Raw genomic sequence first — 20,466 nt, 5'->3', positions numbered from 1 at the left:
CCGCCCCGACGCATGAGGAGCATCCACCGCCCGCGACCAGCAGCCCTTCCCCAACCTCAACCACGAAACGGACAAGAGCTCACGTTCCGCACTCTGACAGGCTGCGCGGGTGGACCTGACGCCCAATCAAGCAGCAAACGCGGTAGAACGAAACGACTGTCCGAAGTGTGAAGCCCCGGTGGGCAGCGCCTGCCGCACTCGGAGCGGGAAATGCGTAACGAAGTACCACACCGCCCGCTTCATCCTCGTCCCCGCGCTCCGCGAGGAACTGGAGGTGACCGTCCCCGAGGACCGCGGCCCGGGGCGGCCGTGGAAGGCGGGCCCGCCCGTCGAAGCTCCGCCGGCCGCCGCGACGGCCAAGCCGATCCGGATCGGGTACGCCCGCTGTTCGACCGCTCAGCAGGAACTGGCCTCCCAGCTCGCCGCACTCGAACCGGTCTGCAAGCGGATCTTCTCCGAGAAGATCTCCACCCGGAACAAGACGCGGCCGGAGCTGGAGAAGGCGTTGAAGCTCGCGTACGACATCAAGGGGGCCGCCCCCGACCAGGAGGTCATCCTCACCGTCCACGAACTCAAGCGCCTTGCCCGCAACGCCGCCGAGCTGATGACCCTCTCCGGCCAGCTTCAGGATGCCGGCGTCCAGCTCGAACTCCTCACCGGCTCGCTCACCGGCATCTACGACCCCAACGGCATGGGCGCGATGTTCTTCGCCGTGCTCGCCGTCGCCGCCCAGCTCGACCGTAACTACATCCGAGAGAAGACCCTGGAGGGCCAGCAGACCGCCGCTGCCAAGGGCAACCACGGCGGACGCCCCAAGGTCATCGACGACGACATGCTCACCTTCGCCGTCGCGCTGAAGAACAAGGGTGTCCCCGTCCCCGACATCGCGAAGAAGCTGACGATCAAGGCGGGCAAGAACGCGGGACGCCCCCCTCGGTCGCCTCGCTGTACCGGGCGCTCGCCGAAGCCGAGGAAGCCGACACGTCCGACGACGCACAGGTCATCGGCCCCCGCCGCCCGGTCCGCGCCCGCATCACCGGCCGCGGAAGCGGCACCGCCCCGGAGCTGATGGAACGGCTCACCGCACAAGTCCTGGACGGCGACACCGTGAGCCTCCGCCAACTTGAAGACGCAGGTCAAAGGGCTGGCGTGACGGTCACCCCAGGTTCTCACGCTGGTCGGAGGCGGCAGTCTCCGGAGTAGATCGTCTGTCAGCGGTTGACTCCCGCCCAGAACCAGTCTCGATGTTCTGCCCGTTCTGTTCTTCAGGGCCGGGGACCCGGCACTGCCGGTGTCAGGACCAGGCGATCTCGCCATGGCGGTCGATGAAGCGTCCGGTGCCGGCGCCGGGCTCCTCGGTGGCGAGGGCGACGATCGCGTCCGTGCCCTCGGTGAGGGTCTGGGAGCCGCTGTGACCGTTTATGTCGGTCGCGGTGTAGCCGGGGTCGGCGGCGTTGACGCGAATGCCCTTGAGCCCCTTGGCGTACTGCGTGGTCAACATCGTCAGCGCCGCCTTCGAGGAGGCGTACAGCGGCGCGACGACGTGCGACTCGGACCGGCCGGGGTCGTGGGTGAAGGCGAGGGAGCCCATGCCACTGCTGACGTTGATGATCACGGGGTCGTCCGAGCGGCGCAGCAGCGGCAGGAACGCGGTGGTGGTGCGGACGACGCCGATGACGTTGACGTCGAGGACGGCGCGGGCGTCGGCGGCGGTGAGGTCGCCGGGATCACCGAAGGGACCCTGTACCCCCGCGTTGTTGATCAGGACATCGATCCTGCCCTCGTGCTCGGCGACGTCCGCGGCGGCGGCGGCCACGGACGCGTCGTCGGTCACGTCGACGGGGACGAAGCGTGCGCCCAGCGCGGCGGCTGCCTCCTCACCCCGCTCACGGTCGCGGGCTCCCAGGAGAACGGTGTGACCGCACGCGATGAGGCGGCGGGCGGCCTCGCGGCCGATGCCCTTGTTGGCTCCGGTGATGAAAGTGATCGTCATGCCTTCGATGGTTGCCTTGACGAGGGAGCCGGACCAGGGACGCTTCGACGGTGGGAAGACCAGTACCACCCTCGCGCCCCCGCATGTGATCGGGCATGCAGGAGGATGAAGAGCATGACGACGACACCCCCCGGGGCCGGACTGGGCGCGGCGATCCGCACGTGGCGGAACCGGCTTCCCCCGTCGGCCGCCGGGCTGCCGGTCGTCCGCAAGCGCCGGGCTGTCGGGCTGCGGCGCGAGGAACTGGCCGACCTGGCCGGAGTGTCGGTCGACTACGTCGTGCGCCTGGAGCAGGGGCGGGCCACGACACCCTCGGCGTCGGTGGTGGCGTCCCTGGCACGCGCCCTTCAGCTGTCCACCGCCGAGCGGGACCACCTCTACCGGCTGGCCCAGATCGTGCCGCCGGCGGACGGCACGATCTGCGACCATCTCCCGCCCGGTATGCTACGAGTGCTCGTCCGCCTCGGAGACGTACCGGTTGCCGTGTTCGCGGCGGACTGGCAACTGGTGTGGCGGAACCACGGGTGGGCCGCCCTGCTGGGTGACCCCTTGGCCTCGCCGCCGCGGATGCGCAACTTCGCCCGCGACAGGTTCCCGGTGGGCGCCGATCACACCCCTCTCGTGCTATGGCCGGTCACCGATACGGACCCCGACACCACCGACGCCGCCCTCGTCTCCGACCTGCGCCGCGCCACCGGCCGCTTCCCCCGGGACAGTCGCCTGGCCGCGCTGGTCCGCGACCTGAACGCAGGCAACGAGAGGTTCGCCGAGCTGTGGGCGACGGGAGAGGTGACCGCGAACCGCGAGGTCCGCAAGACGGTCGACCACCCGTCGGTGGGCCCAGTCACGGTGGACTGCGATGTCCTGACCGACGGCGACACCGAGCTCAAGATCGTCATCATGACCGCCGCGCCGGGCAGCGAGGACGAGACCAAACTCCAGCTCACCACCACCGTCGTCGGCCCACCGGCCGGCACGCGCAACTGATCCGCCCCGCGCGTCGGCCGACCGGCGGCTCACGGTCCCCTGTCAATCGCTTCGCGTCGTGGGGAACCTTTCAAGCGGCCAACTCCACGGAGGGGTCGGCAGTGGGACACGGCGCGACGAGACGCCCTTGTGCTCTCACAGGCCCGGAACGGAAACGCACAGTGATCCCCGTGCCGCTGCACCGCTGGAAGGATCCCGGCCTCCTCGGCGCCATCGGCCCCGGGGAACACGGTCCCTTCGGCCCCTGGCCCGAACCCGAAGAGGATGAGACCGTTGCCGTATGCAGCACACCCGGGCCTCATCAGGAGTGGGGAACCGCAGCAAGATCAATCTCACCGGGATTTCCTGTACCTCAACTACAAGCGCCGCCAATTGCATCGGATGCGAACTGGCGACGGTTTGCGCATCGCGTCCGATGTGCTGCGCGGCTATGCGGCTGACCAGCGGCGTCGGACGTCTGGGTGGACTGTGACCGTAACGCTTTGCCAGGGGCAGTGGCGAACCCTTGTCACTCGTGGGGGTGGATGGTCTGCGGTTTCAGCGCCAGCTCGCATCTGATGCGGTTTCTTCGCATCAGATGCGAGTGACGGAGAGTGGTGGTCCCTGAGGTTCAGAGGGACGGTGCCGGGGGCGGCGACGCTGCACCTGGCGGACGGGGTCGCATTGCTGCGGCCGGAAGAGCAGGTGTTCACCGCGATGTTGGGCGGCTTTGCCAACCAGCAGCTCGCGCGGAACTTGGCCCGATCGACGGTCGAGGGCCGGGAGAACACGGTGAAGGCGTTCGCCGCCTACGTGAACGCCTTCCCGTGGCAGTGGACGCCGGCGATGGTCGACGAGTGGCTTGGTGACCTGCGCTCATTGCGGGACCTGAAGCGCTCGACGATCCGCTCGTACTCGGAAGCCGTCCGCGCCTTTTGCCACTTCGCCACCGATCCCCTCTACGAGTGGGCCAGCACCTGCGAAGAGCGGTTCGGTTCCCACCCGGTCCAGGTTGTGCACGAGTGGAACACCGCCGTTCACGTCCAGGACAACGAAGCCGACGCGAAGAAAAGGGCCTTCACCAAGGCCGAGTTGCACGCCTTCTTCGCACACTGCGACGACGAGGTGGCCCGCATCCGGGCCTTCGGCCGCAAGGGTTGGCTGCCCGCCTTCCGCGACGCGACCCTGTTCAAGACCGCGTACGCCTTCGGCACACGTCGGAACTAGACGCGGATGATGGACGCCGCCGACTTCGGCCGCAACCCTCACGGAGCCGAGTACGGCGAGTTCGGCCTATGCCGGGTCCGCTTCGGCAAGGCCAAGAAGGGCTCACCTCCCAAGCGCCGTTCCGTGCTGACCGTGTGGGACTGGACTCCCGACATCCTGGACGAGTGGTTCACCGAGGTCCGGCCGCTGTTCGGCGCTGAGAGCAACCCCGCGGCATGGCCCTCGGAGCGCGGGCTGCGCATCGGCTGTCAGCGACTCAACTCCCGCTTCATCGCCTACCGTCAGGCCCTGGGCTTGGACGAAGGGCTGGACTTCCACTCCTTGCGCAGGTCCTACGTCACGCATCTGATCGAGGACGGCTGGGACCCGCGGTTCGTCCAGGAGCAGGTCGGCCACGACCACGCGAGCACAACCTCGATCTACACCCACGTCAGCTCGGACTTCCGCACCCGCACCCTGCGGCGACACCTCGACAGCACCGTCGCCGCCGCTCTGGAGAGCCAGAACCGGAGGCAGTCGTGAAACGCAAGGCAGGCTACACATGGAAGCTGCGTGAGGTGATGGCGGCGCACGGCGTCTTCACCACCACCGAACTGGTGCCGATGCTGCGCGACCGGGGCATCGAGCTGTCCGCTTCTCAGATCCACCGCCTGGTCTCCGGCACCCCTGAGCGGCTCTCCCTCCAAGTACTGGCCGCGTTCTGCGACATCTTCGCCTGCACCCCGACCGACCTGGTTGCGACAACTGCCGAGAACGCCGGAGTCGACCGCGACCGGGGACGTTCCGGCCCCGCCCTCGGCGGTCGCGAAACTGCGACCCCGGCCGGCCCGGATTCTGCCTGACGCGTGAGCCCGACCTACACCCCGGAAGAGTGCGAGCGCTGGCACAAGAGGACCTGCGCCCGCTGCCGCCGGCACGGCTGGTTCGCCGCCCGCTGGCCCGATGGCCACATCTGCCGCACCTGCCACGACAAGGCCCTCCTCATCCGCGGCACCTGCCCCGGCTGCGGCGACGAGCGCGCGCTGCCCGGCCTGCGGCCCTGCGACGGCACACGGATCTGCTCCGACTGCGCAGGCTTCATGATGTCCTACCGATGCTCTCGCTGCGGGACAGAGGACAAGCTCCACCGCGCACGGCTCTGCACTCGATGCACCATCGCCGACCGGCTCGACGAGCTGCTGGTGACGGAACCGGCCGCATCCGCCCCGAACTCCTCCCGCTGGCCAACTCGCTCCTGGCCATGGACCGCCCGCTGTCCGGCCTCGCCTGGCTCGACAGGCGCAAAGGGAACCCCGGCTCCACCGCTGACCTCCTCCAACGACTCGGCCGAGGCGACATCGAGCTGACCCACGAAGCCTTCCACTCCGTCCAGCCCTGGCGGGCCGCCGCCCACCTGCGGGAACTCCTCATGACCTGCGGCATCCTGCCCGCCATCGACAAACAGATCTGCTCGTTCGAACGATGGCTCATCGGGCACCTCGCCGACACACCTGACCCCGACCACGCCCAGGTCATCCGCCGGTTCGCTACCTGGGAGGTGCTGCCGCGACTACGGACCCGCGCCGAGAGGAAGCCGATCACACCAGCCGCCCGCAGACACGTCGCTGACCAGGTCAAGCAGGCCACCGCGTTCCTCGACTGGCTCGCCGAGCGGGACCACACCCTCGCCACCTGCGGTCAGACCGGCATCGACGCCTGGCACGCCGAGCACAACGAATACGCCCGCAACACCATCCGGAGCTTCCTCCTGTGGTGTTCGGCCAGCAAACTCACCCGACCCTTTCGGCTGCCTCCAGTGCAAATCAGCCGGGCCACCCCGATGCCGCAGACCGAGCGTCTGGAGCTGATCGGCCGTCTCCTGACCGACCCGAGCCTGCCTCTGCGAGCCCGGGTCTCGGGGAGCATCGTCCTGCTTTACGCCCGGCCGCTCAGCCGCGTCATCCGCCTCACGCTGAACGACATCACCCGCGCCGAACAGCAGACCCTTCTCCGGCTCGGTGAACCCCCGTCCCCGGTGCCCGAACCGCTCGCGGAACTCCTGTTCTGTCGACGGTCATGTATTTCCCCATCGCGAGCGTCAGCTTCCCCGCTCAGACGTTCGACCCGTTGTCACACCATCGTGGTTGTTTCGCGACTGACCGGAGGGTGAGGTTCGGCTGGTCAGTCCCAGCCGGATGCCGGCTGGTCGACTCGGCCGCCCTTGTGGGGTGTGGGGATGTAGTCATGAGCACCGCCGGGCAGGGTGGCGACACACGCCGCCGTGCAGGCGCTGACCAGCAGGGGCAGTACGTCAGTGGCCACGCGCAGTGAGATCCACACCTGATGGAGTGCGCTCTGTTCGATCGGACGGGCGCAGACACTGCAGCTGTGGATGGCGGTGACGCCCCAGTGCCGAGGATCCAGGTTTCCCGGATCGAGGTCCGCGACGGAGTTGAGGGAAGGCTGTAGCTGTGGGAACGGCGGTCGCAGCTTGTAGTTGCCGAACAATGCGCGCGTGCTCACCGTGCTGCGGGTCAGCTTCCGGCATCGGGTGATCTCGTAGGGGAACCAGTGCAGCCGGTAGGAGGTGTAGGGGGTGAACTCCTCCAGGTTGGTCATGGCTCCGATCTCGCGCGGGATCCGGACCAGATTGCTGCTGTAGAGCACGAGGTGCTTGACCGCTGTCAGCTGGGCGATGCTCGGTGGCAGGGTGATGATCTGCCGCCGCTCTTCCGGACTGAGCTCGGTCAGGGGGCGGAACTGTTCGCGCCCGTCGGCGGCGGCCTCGTCGATCAGCTCCAGCAGGCGGCGCCAGCCCGGAGCTGAGGTGTCCTGCCGCTCGGCGTGAAATCCGACGCGGGCTCGCGGATGCGGCCTGGACTGATCGAAGCACGAGCACGCGTCCTGGCGGGGCCCCCGTCGCTCCGGGGCCGGGTCCGATGTGTCGCCCCAGCGGTTCAGATTGAGCCTCGGCTCTGCCTCGTCCGTCATGGCGCCAAGATACGGAGGCCGCCCCAGGCCGTCCCAGGATTATCCGGGTGAGAACACAGCGACCCCATTGCCACGTTCGAACGTTTGGCTGGGGAACCTGACGCTGCGGATGGGGAATTACGTGGAGTTCCACACTCCCGCCAGTCCGCCTGGGAGAAGTACGAGTTCGCCGGGAATCCCGAGGACGTGGAGGCCGCGTACGCGAAGACCGTCCCGCGCCTCGATCTTGACGGCCACCACCTGGCACTGACGTAGCCGGAGCGGTCGGCACCGATTCAGCCCCACCTGTCAGAGTTCAGCTGACACAGGTCAGCGCCGGTTAGACCCATTGGGGTCAATGAGCCTTTGCCAACCTCGCGTTGAGGCCGCGCGATGATCAGCTGCGGTGTTCGGCGCTGCCGTCGGTGATCGCTCGGAACAGCTCGCGAGCCTGCCCGCAGAACTGCTCGACCTCCGTGAAGTCCGGCTCGTGACCGTCGGCCAGCATCCGGGCCCGGAGCTGCTCGGAGCGCAGCCCGCCGTAGCGGGCCCGCACCTCAGCGGTTACCGGCTGGACCGTGATGTGCAGGTGCTTGCGCGCGTCGCGGCCGTGCGACCACATACAGACGTAGGTCTGCTCGGGCCGGCACAACGTCTCCACGACACGAGCCGTATCGCGCAGCAAGGGGCCGAGTTCCGCCGCCGCATCGTCGAGCTCCGCGATGGCCACGACGTGCTCCCACGGACCGACGATCAAGGTACCGAGATTCTTCGAACCGACGACGTGGTTCACCACCCACGCAGTGGTCTCGTGCAGGACACCCCCGGGCAACTCCCGGCGCCCGGCCAGAAGGTCACACCCAAGACACCCCGTCACATCCACGCGCACCAGCCTATACACAGCCCGCAGCGATGATGTCGACGACCAACCTTTGTGCGGAATCCGCCAATTAGCCTCGATCGTTCATAAGGGTCCGTCAGCTTGCTGACGGACCCTTTGTGGTGAGTGCTGGTGGGGGCTTTCGGGGTTTGGGCAGGTTGAGCGCCCGACTGTCGCGTCGGGTGTGCGCCGGGTTCCACGGCTCCGGTCGGGGTGGTGCTGCTCGCAGGGACGGAACGCTGCTGGTCAGCCGGGGTTCGGGAGGGCGTGGAGCCGGTCCAGGGCATCGGTGATCAGGTCGGTCCAGGGCCAGTGTCCGGCGAGGCGGAGGTAGCGGCGGCGGCCGGTGGTGACGAGCTGAGCAGCGGTGGAGAACAGCCGAAGCCGCAGTCGGCGGGGCTCCCAGAGCCGGGCTTGGCCGGTCAGGGCGAGCAGGGGCATCCAGGCCAGCAGGTCAAGGGCGATCTGCACGATCTCCAGCCAGACCTGGTTCTGCGCGGCGTCGTGGAGAGGGAGGTTGCGCAGGCCGGTGGCGCGGGCAGCGCGGATGCGGTCCTCGGCCCGGGCCCGCTGACGGTGGCGCAGTTCGAGGGCGGCGATCGTCTCGCCCGCCGTGTTGGTGGCGAAGCAGGTCAACCGCATGCCGTCGGCGTGGGTGAAGCGCAACTGGGCACCGGGGTGCGGCCGTTCCTTGCGCACGATCAGCCGCAGCCCCTTCGGCCAGCCGGTTTGGCAGTCGCCGGCGAGTTCGGCGACCCAGGCGCCGTCGCGGATGTCGCCGTCGGGTTCCACGGCCGGCGTCCAGGCCGAGGCTGGGACCTTCAGGACGGCCTGGTGGATGGCATCGGTGATGGTCATGCCGACCGAGTACGACAGCCACCTTCCGCGCTGGGCGAGCCAGGCGACGAACTCGTGGGTGCCGCCGCCGGAGTCGGTGCGGATCAGCGTCTGCCGGCCGCGCCGGAGCCGTTTGGGTAGATGGGCCAGGGCCAGCCTGGTGGCCTCGATGTGGTCGGCGGCGGTGTTGGAGCCCGCGTTGCCGGGCCGCAACAGGCCCACCACCGGCTCGCCGGACCGGCCGCGGCCGTGGTCGACGAACCCCATCAGCGGGTGGTGTCCGAACGTCTTCTTCCAGGTCGCGGCGGCGTCCTGCTTCTCGGAGTGCGCCAGGACGAGGACACCGTCGACGTCCACGATGACCTGCCCGCCGGCGTCCGGTGCTGTGTCACCGGCCAACCGCCATACCTGTTCGCGTACTTCGGCGCGGGCGGTGCGCAGCGCGGCCAGGACCCGATGTCCGCCCGACGCCAGCTTGCTGATCAGCCGGGAGACCGTGGGGTCGGAGGCCACCGGCCCGAACACGGCCGGCTCGGCCCGCAGCATGCCCACATCGGCCAGGCAGTCCCCGCCCAGCGCCACCGCGAGCGCGACATCCAGCAGGATCTTGCCCGGATCGTGCACTGTCCGCGGCTTGCGACACGGCGCAAGCGCCGCCGATATCGCCGCATCCAGACCGGACTTGCGGACCGTCTCGACCAGGAGCACCGCCCCGGCCTGCGAGACGACTCCGCGACCGGCGCCCTCGACGCGGACACGCGGGTAGGACCAGATACGCTTCTTCACCTGGAAAGTGCCTCCGGCGGTGGCGGGAACAAGGACTTCAGCAATCCTCATTCTCGCTGGTCAGAGACACTTTCTGCTTTCTTGATCACCAGCCGGACAGCCCGCATCGTGAAAGCGCGAGGTTAGAGGGCGTCTCATGTGGCAAGTTTCGCGAGCCTCTTGTGGCAGCTCAGGGCGGTGGCCGTGGCCGTGGCCAGGCCTCGGCTCTGCCGGTCGTTGAGACCACGTACGGGATCTTGAGACCACGAGCAGCCCATGGCAGGCTCATGCCGCATGATCGATGAATTCGCGAAAGACAACCTGCACGGGAGACTGCGGCGGGACCGCAAGGCGCTGCTCTGGAAACTCGACGGCTTGTCCGAATACGACGCCCGCCGACCTTTGACAGCGACTGGGACCAACCTCCTCGGCCTGGTCAAACACGTGGCCAGCGTCGAGGCCCGGTACTTCGGCGAGGTCTTCGACCGCCCTTCTCCGGAGCCGCTGCCCCGGTGGCAGGACTCCAACGGCAGCGATCTGTGGGCGACCGAGGACGAGACCCGCGATCAGATCATCGAGTCCTACCGGCGTACGTGGGAACACTCGGACGCGACGATCAACGAGCTTCCCCTCGACGCCCCCGGCCACGTGCCATGGTGGCCAGAGCCTTACACCAACACAAACCTGTTCGCCGTCATGGTCCATGTCCTCGGCGAGTCCATCCGGCATACCGGGCACGCCGATATCCTGCGCGAGGGCCTCGACGGCCGGACCGGGCTGCGCGCCGAACACGAGCAGCGGATCGACGAGGAAGCCCGTGTCGCCTACTGCGCGAAGATCGAGCAGGCCGCCAGATCGGCCGCATCAGTCAAGGCTTAGCGGCTGGCCCACGTGACTTGATGTTCGAGCGGCATGATGCCGGCCGTGGGTCCTGATCTGTCGAAGCGTCTGGTTCCTGATGGACTCTGGGAGCTGGTCGCCCCGTTACTGCCGTCGTTCGCGGCTCGACCGCAAGGTGGTGGGACCGCTCCGTGTGACGAGCGGGCCGTGTTCACTGCGGTGGTGTACGTGCTGACCAGCGGCTGTGCTTGGCGTCATCTGCCGCCGACGTTCGGCACGTCCTCCGCCACCGCGCATCGCCGCTTCACGGTATGGACCGGGGTCGGCCTGTGGCGTCGGCTGCATCGGGCGGTGCTGGACGAACTCGGGGCCCGGGGCGACCAGCAGGTCAAACTGCTGAGCGTGCGTGACGAGGTGTGCCTGCGCTGCCGCGCTGGCCAGCCCCGACCAGATGCCGCCTGGTACAACCGCAATTCCGGCCCAATGGACCGTATGCACCCCACTCTCGAAGACGGCCTGAAGCAACCTCGACCACTCATCCCGTGCGAGGTGGGCAGGAAGCTGTTGGGGCGAAGGCCGGCGCCCCGCTGTGGAGGGGCACGAGCGGGGCGGTCCGGGTGGAAGGTGGTGGGGTCAGTTCAGTGGTACGTCGAGGCGGGCGCGGCGGTGGCTGAATGTGGCGATGGAGTAGGGGCCGTGGTAGCTGCCGAGGCCGGACTCGCCGACGCCGCCGAAGGGCAGGTCGGGCACGCGGAGGTGGGCCATGGGCAGGCCGAATCCGAGGCCTCCAGACGATGTCTCGGCGGCGAGGCGGGCGCGCGTGGTCTCGTTCTCGGTGAAGCCGTACAGGGCCAGCGGCTTGTCGCGGTCGTTGATGAAGGCGATGGCTTCGTCCAGGTCGGCGACCTCGAGGATCGGCAGGACGGGACCGAAGATCTCTTCCTGCATGACCGGGTCATCGGCCTGCACGCCGGTCAGGACGGTGGGCGCGATGTAGACGTCGTCGCGGTCGGTCGTGCCGCCGAAGGCGATTGTGCCGGAGTCGAGTAGGGCGGCGACCCGGTCGAAGTGGCGCTGGTTGACGATGCGCCCGTAGGTGTCCGAGGTCTGCGGGTCGTTGCCGTACAGGTGCTCCGTGGCCTCGGCGAGTGCGGTTGCCAGGCGCTGGGCGGTGGCTGGGTCGGCCAGGACGTAGTCGGGGGCGACGCACGTCTGGCCCGCGTTGCGGAACTTGGCCTCGGCGAGGCGTGCCGCGACGGTGTCGATGTCGGCGTCGCTGTCGACGAACACCGGGGACTTGCCGCCCAGTTCGAGCGTGACGGGCGTGAGGTGCTCGGCGGCCGCGTGCATCACGATGCGGCCGACGGTGCCGTTGCCCGTGTAGAAGATGTGGTCGAAGCGCTGGGCGAGGAGCGCGGTGGTCTCGGGCACGGCTGCCTCGACGACGGCGACCGCGTCCCGGTCGAGGTACTCCGGTACGAGGCGGGCCAGCAACGCCGAGGTGGAGGGGGCGAGTTCGCTCGGCTTGAGGACGACGGTGTTGCCGGAGGCAAGCGCCCCGGCGACGGGGACGAGCGACAGCTGGACCGGGTAGTTCCAGGGCGCGATGACGAGAACGGTGCCCAGCGGTTCGTAGTGGGTTGCGGCGGTCGTGCCCTCCGGCAGCCCGGCCAGGGACTGGGCGCCGAGCGGCTCGGGGGCGAGCCACTCCTCCAGGTGAGCGAGGGTGTGGTCGATCTCGCGGATCGGGAAGTCGACCTCGGCGGCGTACGCCTCGTGGCGCGGCTTGTGTAGATCGGCGTGGAGGGCGTCGGCGATGGCGTCCCGGTTCTCGGTGAACAGGGCGCGCAGCGCGGTCAGTTGAGCGCGGCGCCAGGCGAGCGGCTTGGTCCTGCCGGAGCGGAACGTGGCCCGCAGCGACGCGACGAGGGCTTCGGTGTCAGACATCGCGGTGGTACTCCTGTTGCTGCTCAGCAGGCGCTGACCAGCAGGTCGGCGCTGTGGTTGACTTGGCTGCCGGGCTCGACGTACCGGTCGGCGGCCTGGCGCCAGGCGAGAAAGTGCGGGGTGGAGCGGTGCGCCTCTGCGGCCTCCGCGTCGGCGTACACCTCGTAGAGGAAGAAGAGGTTTTCGTCCTCGCGGTCGTCGCACAGGTCAAAGCGGATGCAGCCGGGCTCGTCCCGGACCGAGGCTTCCGCGTTGGTGGTGATGGCGGAGAGGAAGTCCTCGCGTACGTCCGGCTTGATACGCACGGACACGACACGGCTGAACATAGTGGATCCTTGGGGGGCTGTGCTGGACGGTTTGAGGCGGCGCGGTCCACTCCTCCAGGAGCTCCAGGTCGTCGTCTGTCTCGGCGACAGTCGAGTCGATCCGCGTTCCGCACCGAGCGCACCAAGCCGCTCGCATGGCGTCGCGAACAGCTCACGCGGTCGCGCGACCTCCTCACCGGCACCCGTCAGGAGATCGCCGACGCGGACATGCGGCTCTTGATGGGGAGTCCGCAGGAGGGTGGGGAGCCGGCCGGTGGGCTGGGGGTGTGCCCACCGGCCGGCGTTCAGGGGCCTGGCGGGGTCAGCCCCGCGGGAGGCGGACGAGCATCTTGCCGGTGTTGGCACCGCGCATCATGGCCTGGAAGGCCTCGAAGGCGTTCTCGATGCCGTCGACAACCGTCTCATCGGCGACGAGGGAGCCGTCCGCGAGCCAGCCGCCCACCTTCTGCGCGAAGTCCGGCACGAGGTGGAAGTGGTCGCTGACGTTCATGCCGCGCAGGTTGATGCGCTTGCCGATGGCGAGCGGCAGGTGCGGCGGGCCCGCGGGCAGCTCGGTGGCGTTGTACATCGAGATGGCGCCCACCAAGGCGACGCGGCCGCGCAGGTTCATGGTCCGGAGGGCGGCGTCGAGGTGGTCGCCGCCGACGTTGTCGAGGTAGACGTCGATGCCGTCGGGGGCGGCAGCGGCGAGTTGCCCGGCGATGTCGCCCGCGCGGTAGTCCAGGCCGACGTCGAAGCCGAAGTCGTCGGTCAGCCGCTTGGTCTTGGTCGGGCCACCGGCCGATCCGATGACGCGCGAGGCGCCGAGCTTGCGGGCGAACTGTCCGGCGACGGAGCCGACCGCGCCCGCGGCACCGGAAATGAAGACGACGTCGCCCTCCTTGACCGGGGCAACCTCCTTGAGGCTGGCCCAGGCGGTCAGGCCGGTGGTGCCGAGGACGCCCAAGTATGCCTGGGCAGGCGCGAGTTCGCTGTCGACGATCTGAACGTCGGAGGCGCCCAGCAGGCAGTACTCGCGCCAGCCGAGGAAGTGGGTGACGGTCGCGCCCACCGGAACCTCGGGGGCGTGCGAGGCAACGACGGTGCCGACGGCGGAGCCGGTCATGGCCTCGCCCAGCTCGAACTGTGGGATGTACGACTCGCCTTCGTTCATGCGCCCGCGCATGTAGGGGTCGACGGAGATGTAGTCGTTGCGGACGACGACCTGGCCGGGGCCCGGGTCGGGCACGGTGGCCGTCTCGAGCGCGACATCGGAGGTCCTGGGCTCGCCGACGGGGCGGGCGACGAGGTGCCATTCACGGCTGGAAAAGGGCATGACGATCCTAAGGAGAGGTGCGGTGTGAGAGGCGGACGGGGAAGTCAGCTGCCCACGGTGACGGTGGAGACAGGTAGGCCAAGGAGGCCGGCCGCAAGGGCATCGGATGCCAGTGGCAGCAAGTGCGGCGCGGCTGTCGCGCCTTCCAGGCCGATGACGAGAGCGATGCAGATGTCTGCGGCCTCGGCGGGTTCGACCTCTTCGACGGTGCCCGCCTCGGCGAAGAGACCGGTGAGCAGGCGGCGCAGGTCGGAGGTGAAGGCGGAGCAGATCCCGCCGAAGAGGCGTGCCTTGTCGTCGAGGAGTTCGGCCGTGTGCGGTGAGTCCCCGTGCAGCTCGAGGACGAGTTCGAGCTTGGCTGCGAGGATGCCCTGGATGCGGGCGGCGTACGGGATGGTGATGTCGGCCGCTGCCCCGCGGGCTCGCGCGAGCGCCTGCTCGTGCAGGCGCCCGGCGAGCCGCCGGAAGGCGTCGTCCTTGCTGCGGACGTACTGGTAGACCGCGGACCGGGACACGCCCATGGTGGCGGCGATGTCGTCCATCGTGGTGCGCCGCACGCCGTACCGGGTCAGGCAGTCGTATGTAGCGTCGAGGACCTCGTCGAGCCGGCCGGTGCCCATGTCGCTCAGGCCAGCTTCTTGAGCAGCTCGGCGGCGAGCGGGGCGGAGGAGGCCGGGTTCTGGCCGGTGACCAGGTTGCGGTCGACGACCACGTTCGGCGCCCACGGCTCGCCTGCCTGGACATTCACGCCAGCTTCGGTGAGGCGGTCCTGGAGCAGCCACTTCGCCTTGTCGGCGAAGCCGCCCTGGGTCTCCTCCTCGTTGGTGAACGCGGCCACGTCGTAGCCCTGGAAGGAGTTCGTGCCGTCGGCCTTCGTGGCGGCGAGCAGCGCGGCCGGGCCGTGGCAGACGACACCGAGCGGCTTGCCGGACTCCAGCGCCAGGGTCAGCACCTCGCCGGAGGTGGCGTCGACGGCCAGGTCCTCCATGGGGCCGTGACCACCGGGGTAGAAGACGGCGGCATAGTCGTCGAGTTTCACGTCCTCCAGGCGGATCGGGGACTGCAGCTCGGTGAACGAGGCGAGGGCGGCCGCGACCTTGGCGGCGCCCTCCTCGCCGCCGTTCACGGCGGGCGCCAGGCTGCCCTTGTCGACGGTGGGCACGACGCCGCCGGGGGTGGCGACGACGATCTCGTGGCGGGCCGCCTTGAAAGCCTCGTACGGGGCGACCGCCTCCTCGGCCCAGAAGCCGGTGGGGTGCTTCGTGCCGTCGGCCAGCGTCCAGTGGTCGGCGCCGGTGACGACGAAGAGGATCTTCGACATGAGGGGGTTCTCCGAGGGTGCGGATCCCGTACAGGCTGTACAGGATCGGGAACGGTACGTCGCCGCCTCTCTGACGTTTTCGAAGCTCTGACACTTCGCGCTCAGTGCGTCAGTGCGTCAGTGCGGCGATGTCGTCGAAGGTAGAACCCTCACCCATCGGAATCCAATAGGCTCTTACATATGAGAGATAGGGATTCCAATGGGCAGCCGGGAATACCGCCGGCCCACGGCAGCGGCCTTCTCGATCTGAATCTGCTGCGCACATTCCTCGCGGTGTACCGGGCCGGCGCCTTCACCGCGGGCGCCCGGACGCTGGGCTTGTCTCAGCCGACGGTGACGACGCAGATCCGCTCTTTGGAGAGCCGGCTGGGACGGGAGCTGTTCGAGCGGCTGTCACGCGGTGTCGCGCCGACCCCGTTCGCGGACGAGCTGGCCGCGCGCGTCATGGAGCCACTGGATGCTCTCGGCCCCGTCAGCGGCGCCGGCGCACTTTTCGGCGAGGGTGACGCGGAGCCTGTGCATCTGGCCGGGCCTGCCGAGTACCTCACGCACTGCGTGATGCCGACGCTCGCTCCGCTCGTCGGCAAGGGCGTGCGCTTGCGCATCGCGTTCGGCCTCACCGACGACCTGCTGGACGCGCTGCGCGCGGGTCGGCACGACCTGGTGGTGGCCACCTTGCGCCCACGCGGCCGCGCGCTCGCCTCCGTGCCGCTGGCCGATGAGGAGTTCGTCCTGGTCGCCGCGCCCGTATGGGCCGAACGGATCGGCTCGCGCCTGGCAACCGAGGGGCCCGCTGTGCTGCACGGGGTGCCACTCGTCTCGTACGCCGAGGATGTGCCGATCGTCCGCCGCTACTGGCGCCATGTGTTCGGCAGGCGCTTGACCTGCAAACCGACCGTCACCGTGCCTGACCTGAGGGCGGTCAAAGAGGCTGTCGTCGGCGGCGCCGGGTTCAGCGTGCTGCCGCGCTACCTGTGCGCTGACGATCTGCTCTCAGGTGCTCTTGTGCTCCTGAATGAGCCGGACGACCCACCGATCAACACCGGTTTCCTGGTCCAGCGCCCCGGCTCGTCCATGAATCCGCATGTCACGCTGGTGCGCGACCACCTCCTGCGCTCCGCCCACGAGGCGTGATGGCGGCACGTACCGGGAGCCGTTCAGCCGGGGGTCGGTGGGGTCGTCGGCGGTGGTGCGGCCGCTCAGCCCCTTGTGATTCCGGGGTTGGTAGTTGGTGTGGTGGGTGGGGTGTGAGTTGGGGTGTTGGTGGCTTTCTGAGAAGGGAGTGGGTGTTTCCTGGGTGCCTGTTGCGGTGGTGGCGAGGCGTCTGGCGTGGGGTTGTTCGGGGTTTGCTGATAACGGTGGTGTGGTGTTGGTGATGGTCTCCGGCTTCTAAAGGTCTGGTGCGGGTTTGTGCTGGTCAGCGGTTTGGTACGCCGGTCCAGTACAGGGCGGTGTCGATGTCGCGTGCGGTCCAGCCGTCGGCGCGTGCTCCGCGGTGTTCCAGGAGGTCGTTGAGGAGTTGGAGGTAGCGGCCGTAGCGTCCTGGCGTGGGGGTGAGGGTGAGGCCGAGTGCGTCGAGGGCGTGTTGGACGCGGCGGTCGTAGACGGCCATCCGCTGGGGTGCTGCTGAGGTCAGGACGGCTGAGGCGAGGGCGTCGCCGGTGCGGAAGCCTGGCAGTCCGGAGATGAGGGCACGCCCGGCACGGGCGGCTTCGCCTGGGGAGACCGCGGTGTCACGGACTTTGGTGACGGCCTGTTCGGTGATCTCCCGGACCTGGGTGTCAGGCAACGACATCAGCTCTTTTGCCCAACGGGTTTGTGCGGAGAGCCGTTTCCAGACGACCAGGGCTGCGATGTCCGTCTTGCCGAGGCTGCCGGTGTGTTCGGTTCGCTGCGCGACTTCGTGGAGGACCTCGTCGTAGTGGGGTGAGACTCCGGCCAGGTAGCTGGCACGGGCGGGGATCAGGACGTCCCACACCCGGTCGCAGAGACCAGCGAACTCTTCACCGGCCGCGGCTTCCGTGGTCTTTTCCATAACCGCATCATGTCGTTCTGGCCGGTTGGTGGGTGCGGGGGCGGTTGTGTTCTTCGGCGAGGTGGTCGAGCTGGATGGCTTCGAGGGTCTTCTTGGTGATGCGTTCGGTGCCGTCGCAGATGGCGGCTTGGCGGATGAGGCGGGCGAGGCTTCCGATGCGGCCGGCGGTGCGCTGGTGGAGGTAGTTGGCGTGGCGGGGGAGTGTGCCGGGTGTGTGGTGGGTCAGGTCGAGGGCGGCTTCCATGTCGGTGATGAGGTCGGTGAAGGGGCGGTGGGTGCCGTGGCGGGCGGGGAGGGGGCCGCAGGTGATGAGGCTGGCGCGGCCGGCGAGTTGGGCGCCGCGGACTCCGGTGAACAGGGGCGTTTTGGTGACGTCGATGCCGGTGTAGACGAAGGTCGCGCCGATGCGTTCGGTGAGGTCTTTGAGGAGGTCGGCGGCTTCTGCGCCGGTGGTGGTGCGGGGGTTGAGGCGGTGGATTTCGTCGACCTTACCGACCGCAGGAGCTTGCATACCGGCTCTGAACTGCGACGACTCATAGACTACATGTCCGTGGCGCCGAGTTGGGGTCGATGCTGTCGCTCGTCCGAGTGGTCCCGGTGGCGGCCACGGTTCGGCGTAGTCTCGTGTGCGTTGTCCTGCTGAGGATCAGTCGGTGGCGCCCGCCGAGCGGAGCGAGCGACCGAGATCGCCGACGAGCAGACGAGGGTGGCGTCGCCACCACCACATGTCGATGGGGTCGAATCCGCTGATCCGGTGGAACTGCGACAAGGCGATGCCGTCGTCGAAGGTGGTGGCGGCCCGGAAGCGGTCGTCGAGGGCTTTGATCTGCGGAGTCCAGAGCACGATCACGCGCTCGGTGAGGATCGGCCATGCCTCGTGCAGCCAGTTTCGGCTGTAGAGGTCGTTGGTGTACTCATCGACCAGGTCGCTGTAACCGTCCTCGACCTTACCGACGAGCCAGGCCCACTTGTCGGCCATCTCTTGGACAGTGAATGCCTTGCGCCAGCCGCGATGATGCAGGATCTCGCCTGCTGCCTGCTCGTTGTGGGGCTCCATGTGCCGGAGCCTGGCATATGGCATGGTCCGGTGACCACGGGTTTCCTCTGGTCACCGGACCGGACGGAGCGGCAATCCTTGCGTTGTCAGGTGCCCGTGATCTGGGCTTCGAGGTCGGCGACGCGCCGGTCTTGGAAGCGGAGGTTGGAGCGTGCGGCTTTGAGGCGTTCGTCGAGGGTGCGGTTGTCGGCCGTCAGCTGGCGGACGCGCTGCTTGAGCGTGGTGTTTTCGGTGGTGATCTGTTGGATGGCGTCCTCGGTCCATTCGGCTTCCAAGTCGCGGATCTGGCCGAGGAGTTCACCGATGCGGGTGCGTTGGGTGAGGATCTCGGCATGAGTTGCTTTGAGGCCCTCTTCGGCGTTCAGGGCTCGCTCGCGCCAGGTTGCTTCTCGCTCGTCGTCCTGCTCGGCGAGCATATGGGTCCGCCGTTCACCGGCTTCCGCCATGGCAGAGGCTACCGTGGCTCTGGCTTCGGGGTTGTCGTAGAGGAAGGTGCGGGAGACGTCCGCGCGGCGGGCGACGGCGGCGATGCTGACCTGGGCTTTCTCGCGTCGGAGCCGGGCGATGGCCTCGTGGACGCGCTGGAGGGCGTTCTCGGTCTTGCGGCGGCGGGCGGCCAGGGCCGCTGCGGTGCGGGGTTCGGGGACGGCTGCGGTGTTCATGCGGAGTCCTGTTCGGGTGCGTCGCCGTCGGGTGTGCACGTATCGCTGTACTCGCGCTGCTCGTCGTCGCCCGCGTCGGCGAGGTCGGTGGCGCGGAAGGCGGTGGACCATACGTGGTGGAAGTAGTCCTGGGGTTTGCGTAGGTCCAGTGCGAGGGCGTCGTCGAGGAGTCCGAGGCCGGTCAGGGCCTTCTCCAGGCCGTCGATGGCGCGGGCGGTGGGCGCGAAGTAGCGGTGGAGGTAGTCGGCGGTGGCATCGTCCGGGGCGCCTTCGGCCAGCAGCCGCCACTGCTCGCGCTTGCGCCGCCAGTAGAGGAGATCGGCGCCGGAGAGGACGAACTTGTCGCAGTCGAGGTTCCAGGGGCAGGCGCCGCCGTCGACGACGGGCTGGAAGGTGCAGAAGCCGCCCTCGGCGGGGGTGCTGCGGCGGGTGAGGTCGATCGCGAGGGCCTGGGCCTGCTCGCGGGTCAGCGTGGTGGCGGACTGGCCGGTCAGAAGTTTGCCGGGGCTGGCGGTGCCGGGGCCGGCGACCCAGACGTGTTGGAGGACGTTGTCCAGGTCGGACTGGGTGAGGTGGACGTAGTGTTCGGCCATCCGGTCGGAGACCTGGCCGAGGTAGCGGCGAATGTGTGTCAGAGGGCGGTATGCGAGTTTTTGCCTTGTGTCTGACTCTGCTATGGCATTGGTGTGCAGATCAGGACTGTTAACGAGTACCGGTTGTATGGCGAGGACGAACAAATCGACTGGGATTCGGCCTGGCGGGCGTGTTGCCGCGGCCCGGTGCCCTGGCATGGGACCGAGCAAGAGGGCCATCCCGGCCCGGGCTCGGCGACATACTGCGGTCATGAGTGGAGAGGATTCGACACGGCTGGCGAGAGCCCTCATCGAGTTCCGTGAGGCCGAAGGCATCTCGGAGCGTGAACTCGCGCGCCGCACCTGGCTGAGTGAGGCGACCATCAGGACCTTCGAACGCGGCCGTGGGGACCTGCCCACCCCGACCGTTGCCCGGAGCTTCGAGGAACTCCTCGGCTGGGCTCCGGGCAGCATCAAGACCGCGCCGTCCGAGGCGATGGGCCGTGAGGCATCGGCCGACTCGGCCATGGACCTCGAGTAGGCGTGCTGGTCAGGGCTGAATTCCGGGCGATTGCGGGCGTGGCCTGGTGAACAGTCCTGGCTCGGTTTCGGCCAGGATTCCGCGGTCGGCCAGCCGCTTGAGCTTGAGGCGGACGTTGTTGATGTTGTTGGGCGCGATTTCCAGGTCCATCGACTCGCACACCTGCCGCGCACGCAGCGGATGGTCGGCCGCGGTGAACACCGCCATGATCTGCTGGTAGGCCGGGTGGTCCG

Annotated in this window: 22 protein-coding genes and 3 pseudogenes; 10 read left to right on the top strand and 15 right to left on the bottom strand. The window is 68.6% G+C overall.

What is annotated here, in order from left to right; translation table 11 throughout:
• Window positions 1-178 precede the first annotated feature (178 nt).
• Window positions 179-1,069 carry a recombinase family protein gene (locus ACH47Z_RS45670; RefSeq protein ID WP_399086094.1) on the top strand — a complete coding sequence of 297 codons (891 nt, stop codon included), beginning with the start codon at window positions 179-181 and terminating at the stop codon, window positions 1,067-1,069.
• Window positions 1,070-1,294: 225 nt separating this feature from the next.
• Here the strand turns inward: ACH47Z_RS45670 and ACH47Z_RS45665 are convergent, their stop codons facing one another.
• Window positions 1,295-1,993, bottom strand: coding sequence for an SDR family NAD(P)-dependent oxidoreductase (locus tag ACH47Z_RS45665; RefSeq protein ID WP_399086091.1), 699 nt, complete (start codon window positions 1,991-1,993; stop codon window positions 1,295-1,297).
• Window positions 1,994-2,098: 105 nt separating this feature from the next.
• Between ACH47Z_RS45665 and ACH47Z_RS45660 the strand changes: the two genes are divergently transcribed.
• From ACH47Z_RS45660 to ACH47Z_RS45640, 5 genes are all read left to right on the top strand, one after another.
• Window positions 2,099-2,980, top strand: a complete 882-nt coding sequence (locus tag ACH47Z_RS45660; protein WP_399086088.1) for a helix-turn-helix transcriptional regulator — start codon at window positions 2,099-2,101, stop codon at window positions 2,978-2,980.
• Window positions 2,981-3,601: 621 nt separating this feature from the next.
• A complete protein-coding gene (locus ACH47Z_RS45655; RefSeq protein WP_399086085.1) occupies window positions 3,602-4,186 on the top strand; it encodes a hypothetical protein in 585 nt (194 codons plus the stop codon).
• A 6-nt stretch (window positions 4,187-4,192) separates the two neighbouring features.
• The gene (locus ACH47Z_RS45650; protein WP_399086081.1) at window positions 4,193-4,708 is read left to right on the top strand and encodes a tyrosine-type recombinase/integrase; all 516 of its coding nucleotides are present in this window, start codon (window positions 4,193-4,195) and stop codon (window positions 4,706-4,708) included.
• A complete protein-coding gene (locus ACH47Z_RS45645) occupies window positions 4,705-5,028 on the top strand; it encodes a helix-turn-helix domain-containing protein (protein WP_399086078.1) in 324 nt (107 codons plus the stop codon). The genes ACH47Z_RS45650 and ACH47Z_RS45645 overlap by 4 nt, the downstream gene beginning before the upstream one ends.
• A 305-nt stretch (window positions 5,029-5,333) precedes the next feature.
• Window positions 5,334-6,335, top strand: a complete 1,002-nt coding sequence (locus ACH47Z_RS45640; protein ID WP_399086075.1) for a hypothetical protein — start codon at window positions 5,334-5,336, stop codon at window positions 6,333-6,335.
• An 11-nt stretch (window positions 6,336-6,346) separates the two neighbouring features.
• On the opposite strand, the gene ACH47Z_RS45635 is transcribed toward ACH47Z_RS45640, so the two are convergent.
• The 3 genes from ACH47Z_RS45635 to ACH47Z_RS45625 all read right to left on the bottom strand — a co-directional run bounded on the left by ACH47Z_RS45635 (window position 6,347) and on the right by ACH47Z_RS45625 (window position 9,638).
• Window positions 6,347-7,156: a leucine-rich repeat domain-containing protein gene (locus ACH47Z_RS45635; protein ID WP_399086072.1), complete on the bottom strand. Its 810-nt coding sequence runs from the start codon at window positions 7,154-7,156 to the stop codon at window positions 6,347-6,349.
• 376 nt (window positions 7,157-7,532) lie between these two features.
• Entirely contained in the window at window positions 7,533-7,865 is a 333-nt protein-coding gene (locus ACH47Z_RS45630) for a hypothetical protein (RefSeq protein ID WP_399086069.1), read from the bottom strand.
• 396 nt (window positions 7,866-8,261) lie between these two features.
• A complete protein-coding gene (locus tag ACH47Z_RS45625) occupies window positions 8,262-9,638 on the bottom strand; it encodes an IS1380 family transposase (RefSeq protein WP_399086066.1) in 1,377 nt (458 codons plus the stop codon).
• A 273-nt stretch (window positions 9,639-9,911) separates the two neighbouring features.
• Between ACH47Z_RS45625 and ACH47Z_RS45620 the strand changes: the two genes are divergently transcribed.
• Entirely contained in the window at window positions 9,912-10,496 is a 585-nt protein-coding gene (locus ACH47Z_RS45620) for a DinB family protein (protein WP_399086097.1), read from the top strand.
• A gap of 33 nt (window positions 10,497-10,529) precedes the next feature.
• Window positions 10,530-10,790: pseudogene (locus ACH47Z_RS45615) on the top strand (transposase); the annotation flags it as partial.
• 300 nt (window positions 10,791-11,090) lie between these two features.
• On the opposite strand, the gene ACH47Z_RS45610 reads toward ACH47Z_RS45615, so the two are convergent.
• From ACH47Z_RS45610 to ACH47Z_RS45590, 5 genes are all read right to left on the bottom strand, one after another.
• Window positions 11,091-12,404: an aldehyde dehydrogenase family protein gene (locus ACH47Z_RS45610; RefSeq protein ID WP_399086063.1), complete on the bottom strand. Its 1,314-nt coding sequence runs from the start codon at window positions 12,402-12,404 to the stop codon at window positions 11,091-11,093.
• A 23-nt stretch (window positions 12,405-12,427) separates the two neighbouring features.
• Window positions 12,428-12,730, bottom strand: a complete 303-nt coding sequence (locus ACH47Z_RS45605; RefSeq protein WP_399086060.1) for a putative quinol monooxygenase — start codon at window positions 12,728-12,730, stop codon at window positions 12,428-12,430.
• Between the two features lie 301 nt (window positions 12,731-13,031).
• Window positions 13,032-14,045, bottom strand: coding sequence for an NADP-dependent oxidoreductase (locus tag ACH47Z_RS45600; RefSeq protein ID WP_399086057.1), 1,014 nt, complete (start codon window positions 14,043-14,045; stop codon window positions 13,032-13,034).
• Between the two features lie 44 nt (window positions 14,046-14,089).
• Window positions 14,090-14,665 carry a TetR/AcrR family transcriptional regulator gene (locus ACH47Z_RS45595; RefSeq protein ID WP_399086054.1) on the bottom strand — a complete coding sequence of 192 codons (576 nt, stop codon included), beginning with the start codon at window positions 14,663-14,665 and terminating at the stop codon, window positions 14,090-14,092.
• Window positions 14,666-14,670: 5 nt separating this feature from the next.
• A complete protein-coding gene (locus tag ACH47Z_RS45590) occupies window positions 14,671-15,366 on the bottom strand; it encodes a type 1 glutamine amidotransferase domain-containing protein (RefSeq protein WP_399086051.1) in 696 nt (231 codons plus the stop codon).
• Between the two features lie 180 nt (window positions 15,367-15,546).
• Between ACH47Z_RS45590 and ACH47Z_RS45585 the strand changes: the two genes are divergently transcribed.
• Window positions 15,547-16,500, top strand: coding sequence for a LysR family transcriptional regulator (locus ACH47Z_RS45585; protein ID WP_399086048.1), 954 nt, complete (start codon window positions 15,547-15,549; stop codon window positions 16,498-16,500).
• 283 nt (window positions 16,501-16,783) lie between these two features.
• Here the strand turns inward: ACH47Z_RS45585 and ACH47Z_RS45580 are convergent, their stop codons facing one another.
• The 5 genes and pseudogenes from ACH47Z_RS45580 to ACH47Z_RS45560 all read right to left on the bottom strand — a co-directional run bounded on the left by ACH47Z_RS45580 (window position 16,784) and on the right by ACH47Z_RS45560 (window position 19,713).
• A complete protein-coding gene (locus tag ACH47Z_RS45580; protein ID WP_399086045.1) occupies window positions 16,784-17,401 on the bottom strand; it encodes a hypothetical protein in 618 nt (205 codons plus the stop codon).
• Between the two features lie 7 nt (window positions 17,402-17,408).
• Window positions 17,409-17,888: pseudogene (locus ACH47Z_RS45575) on the bottom strand (ATP/GTP-binding protein); the annotation flags it as partial.
• A 159-nt stretch (window positions 17,889-18,047) separates the two neighbouring features.
• Complete coding sequence (locus ACH47Z_RS45570; RefSeq protein ID WP_399086042.1) at window positions 18,048-18,458, bottom strand: hypothetical protein; 411 nt, start codon at window positions 18,456-18,458, stop codon at window positions 18,048-18,050.
• 86 nt (window positions 18,459-18,544) lie between these two features.
• Window positions 18,545-19,120, bottom strand: coding sequence for a DUF6262 family protein (locus tag ACH47Z_RS45565; protein ID WP_399086039.1), 576 nt, complete (start codon window positions 19,118-19,120; stop codon window positions 18,545-18,547).
• Entirely contained in the window at window positions 19,117-19,713 is a 597-nt protein-coding gene (locus ACH47Z_RS45560; protein ID WP_399086036.1) for a hypothetical protein, read from the bottom strand. Before ACH47Z_RS45560 ends, ACH47Z_RS45565 begins: the two co-directional genes overlap by 4 nt.
• Before the next feature lie 250 nt (window positions 19,714-19,963).
• Between ACH47Z_RS45560 and ACH47Z_RS45555 the strand changes: the two genes are divergently transcribed.
• Complete coding sequence (locus tag ACH47Z_RS45555) at window positions 19,964-20,233, top strand: multiprotein-bridging factor 1 family protein (protein WP_399086033.1); 270 nt, start codon at window positions 19,964-19,966, stop codon at window positions 20,231-20,233.
• 9 nt (window positions 20,234-20,242) lie between these two features.
• On the opposite strand, the pseudogene ACH47Z_RS45550 reads toward ACH47Z_RS45555, so the two are convergent.
• Window positions 20,243-20,466, bottom strand: a pseudogene (locus ACH47Z_RS45550) (hypothetical protein); the annotation flags it as partial.

The organism is Streptomyces sp. NPDC020192 (assembly GCF_044388685.1).
Lineage (GTDB): Bacteria > Actinomycetota > Actinomycetes > Streptomycetales > Streptomycetaceae > Streptomyces.
Note: the sequence above shows the minus strand (reverse complement) of the source record. Positions and strands in the feature narration are given on the sequence as shown.

What these genes read in the sequence shown, in the direction of transcription:
- ACH47Z_RS45660 (WP_399086088.1), top strand. Translation starts at nt 2,099, where the DNA reads ATGAAGAGCATGACGACGACACCCCCCGGGGCCGGACTGGGCGCGGCG.
- ACH47Z_RS45665 (WP_399086091.1), bottom strand. Translation starts at nt 1,993, where the DNA reads ATGACGATCACTTTCATCACCGGAGCCAACAAGGGCATCGGCCGCGAG.
- ACH47Z_RS45595 (WP_399086054.1), bottom strand. Translation starts at nt 14,665, where the DNA reads ATGGGCACCGGCCGGCTCGACGAGGTCCTCGACGCTACATACGACTGC.
- ACH47Z_RS45635 (WP_399086072.1), bottom strand. Translation starts at nt 7,156, where the DNA reads ATGACGGACGAGGCAGAGCCGAGGCTCAATCTGAACCGCTGGGGCGAC.
- ACH47Z_RS45650 (WP_399086081.1), top strand. Translation starts at nt 4,193, where the DNA reads ATGATGGACGCCGCCGACTTCGGCCGCAACCCTCACGGAGCCGAGTAC.
- ACH47Z_RS45560 (WP_399086036.1), bottom strand. Translation starts at nt 19,713, where the DNA reads ATGGCCGAACACTACGTCCACCTCACCCAGTCCGACCTGGACAACGTC.
- ACH47Z_RS45620 (WP_399086097.1), top strand. Translation starts at nt 9,912, where the DNA reads ATGATCGATGAATTCGCGAAAGACAACCTGCACGGGAGACTGCGGCGG.
- ACH47Z_RS45610 (WP_399086063.1), bottom strand. Translation starts at nt 12,404, where the DNA reads ATGTCTGACACCGAAGCCCTCGTCGCGTCGCTGCGGGCCACGTTCCGC.
- ACH47Z_RS45555 (WP_399086033.1), top strand. Translation starts at nt 19,964, where the DNA reads ATGAGTGGAGAGGATTCGACACGGCTGGCGAGAGCCCTCATCGAGTTC.
- ACH47Z_RS45565 (WP_399086039.1), bottom strand. Translation starts at nt 19,120, where the DNA reads ATGAACACCGCAGCCGTCCCCGAACCCCGCACCGCAGCGGCCCTGGCC.
- ACH47Z_RS45580 (WP_399086045.1), bottom strand. Translation starts at nt 17,401, where the DNA reads ATGGAAAAGACCACGGAAGCCGCGGCCGGTGAAGAGTTCGCTGGTCTC.
- ACH47Z_RS45590 (WP_399086051.1), bottom strand. Translation starts at nt 15,366, where the DNA reads ATGTCGAAGATCCTCTTCGTCGTCACCGGCGCCGACCACTGGACGCTG.
- ACH47Z_RS45605 (WP_399086060.1), bottom strand. Translation starts at nt 12,730, where the DNA reads ATGTTCAGCCGTGTCGTGTCCGTGCGTATCAAGCCGGACGTACGCGAG.
- ACH47Z_RS45640 (WP_399086075.1), top strand. Translation starts at nt 5,334, where the DNA reads ATGCACCATCGCCGACCGGCTCGACGAGCTGCTGGTGACGGAACCGGC.
- ACH47Z_RS45570 (WP_399086042.1), bottom strand. Translation starts at nt 18,458, where the DNA reads ATGGAGCCCCACAACGAGCAGGCAGCAGGCGAGATCCTGCATCATCGC.
- ACH47Z_RS45600 (WP_399086057.1), bottom strand. Translation starts at nt 14,045, where the DNA reads ATGCCCTTTTCCAGCCGTGAATGGCACCTCGTCGCCCGCCCCGTCGGC.
- ACH47Z_RS45585 (WP_399086048.1), top strand. Translation starts at nt 15,547, where the DNA reads ATGAGAGATAGGGATTCCAATGGGCAGCCGGGAATACCGCCGGCCCAC.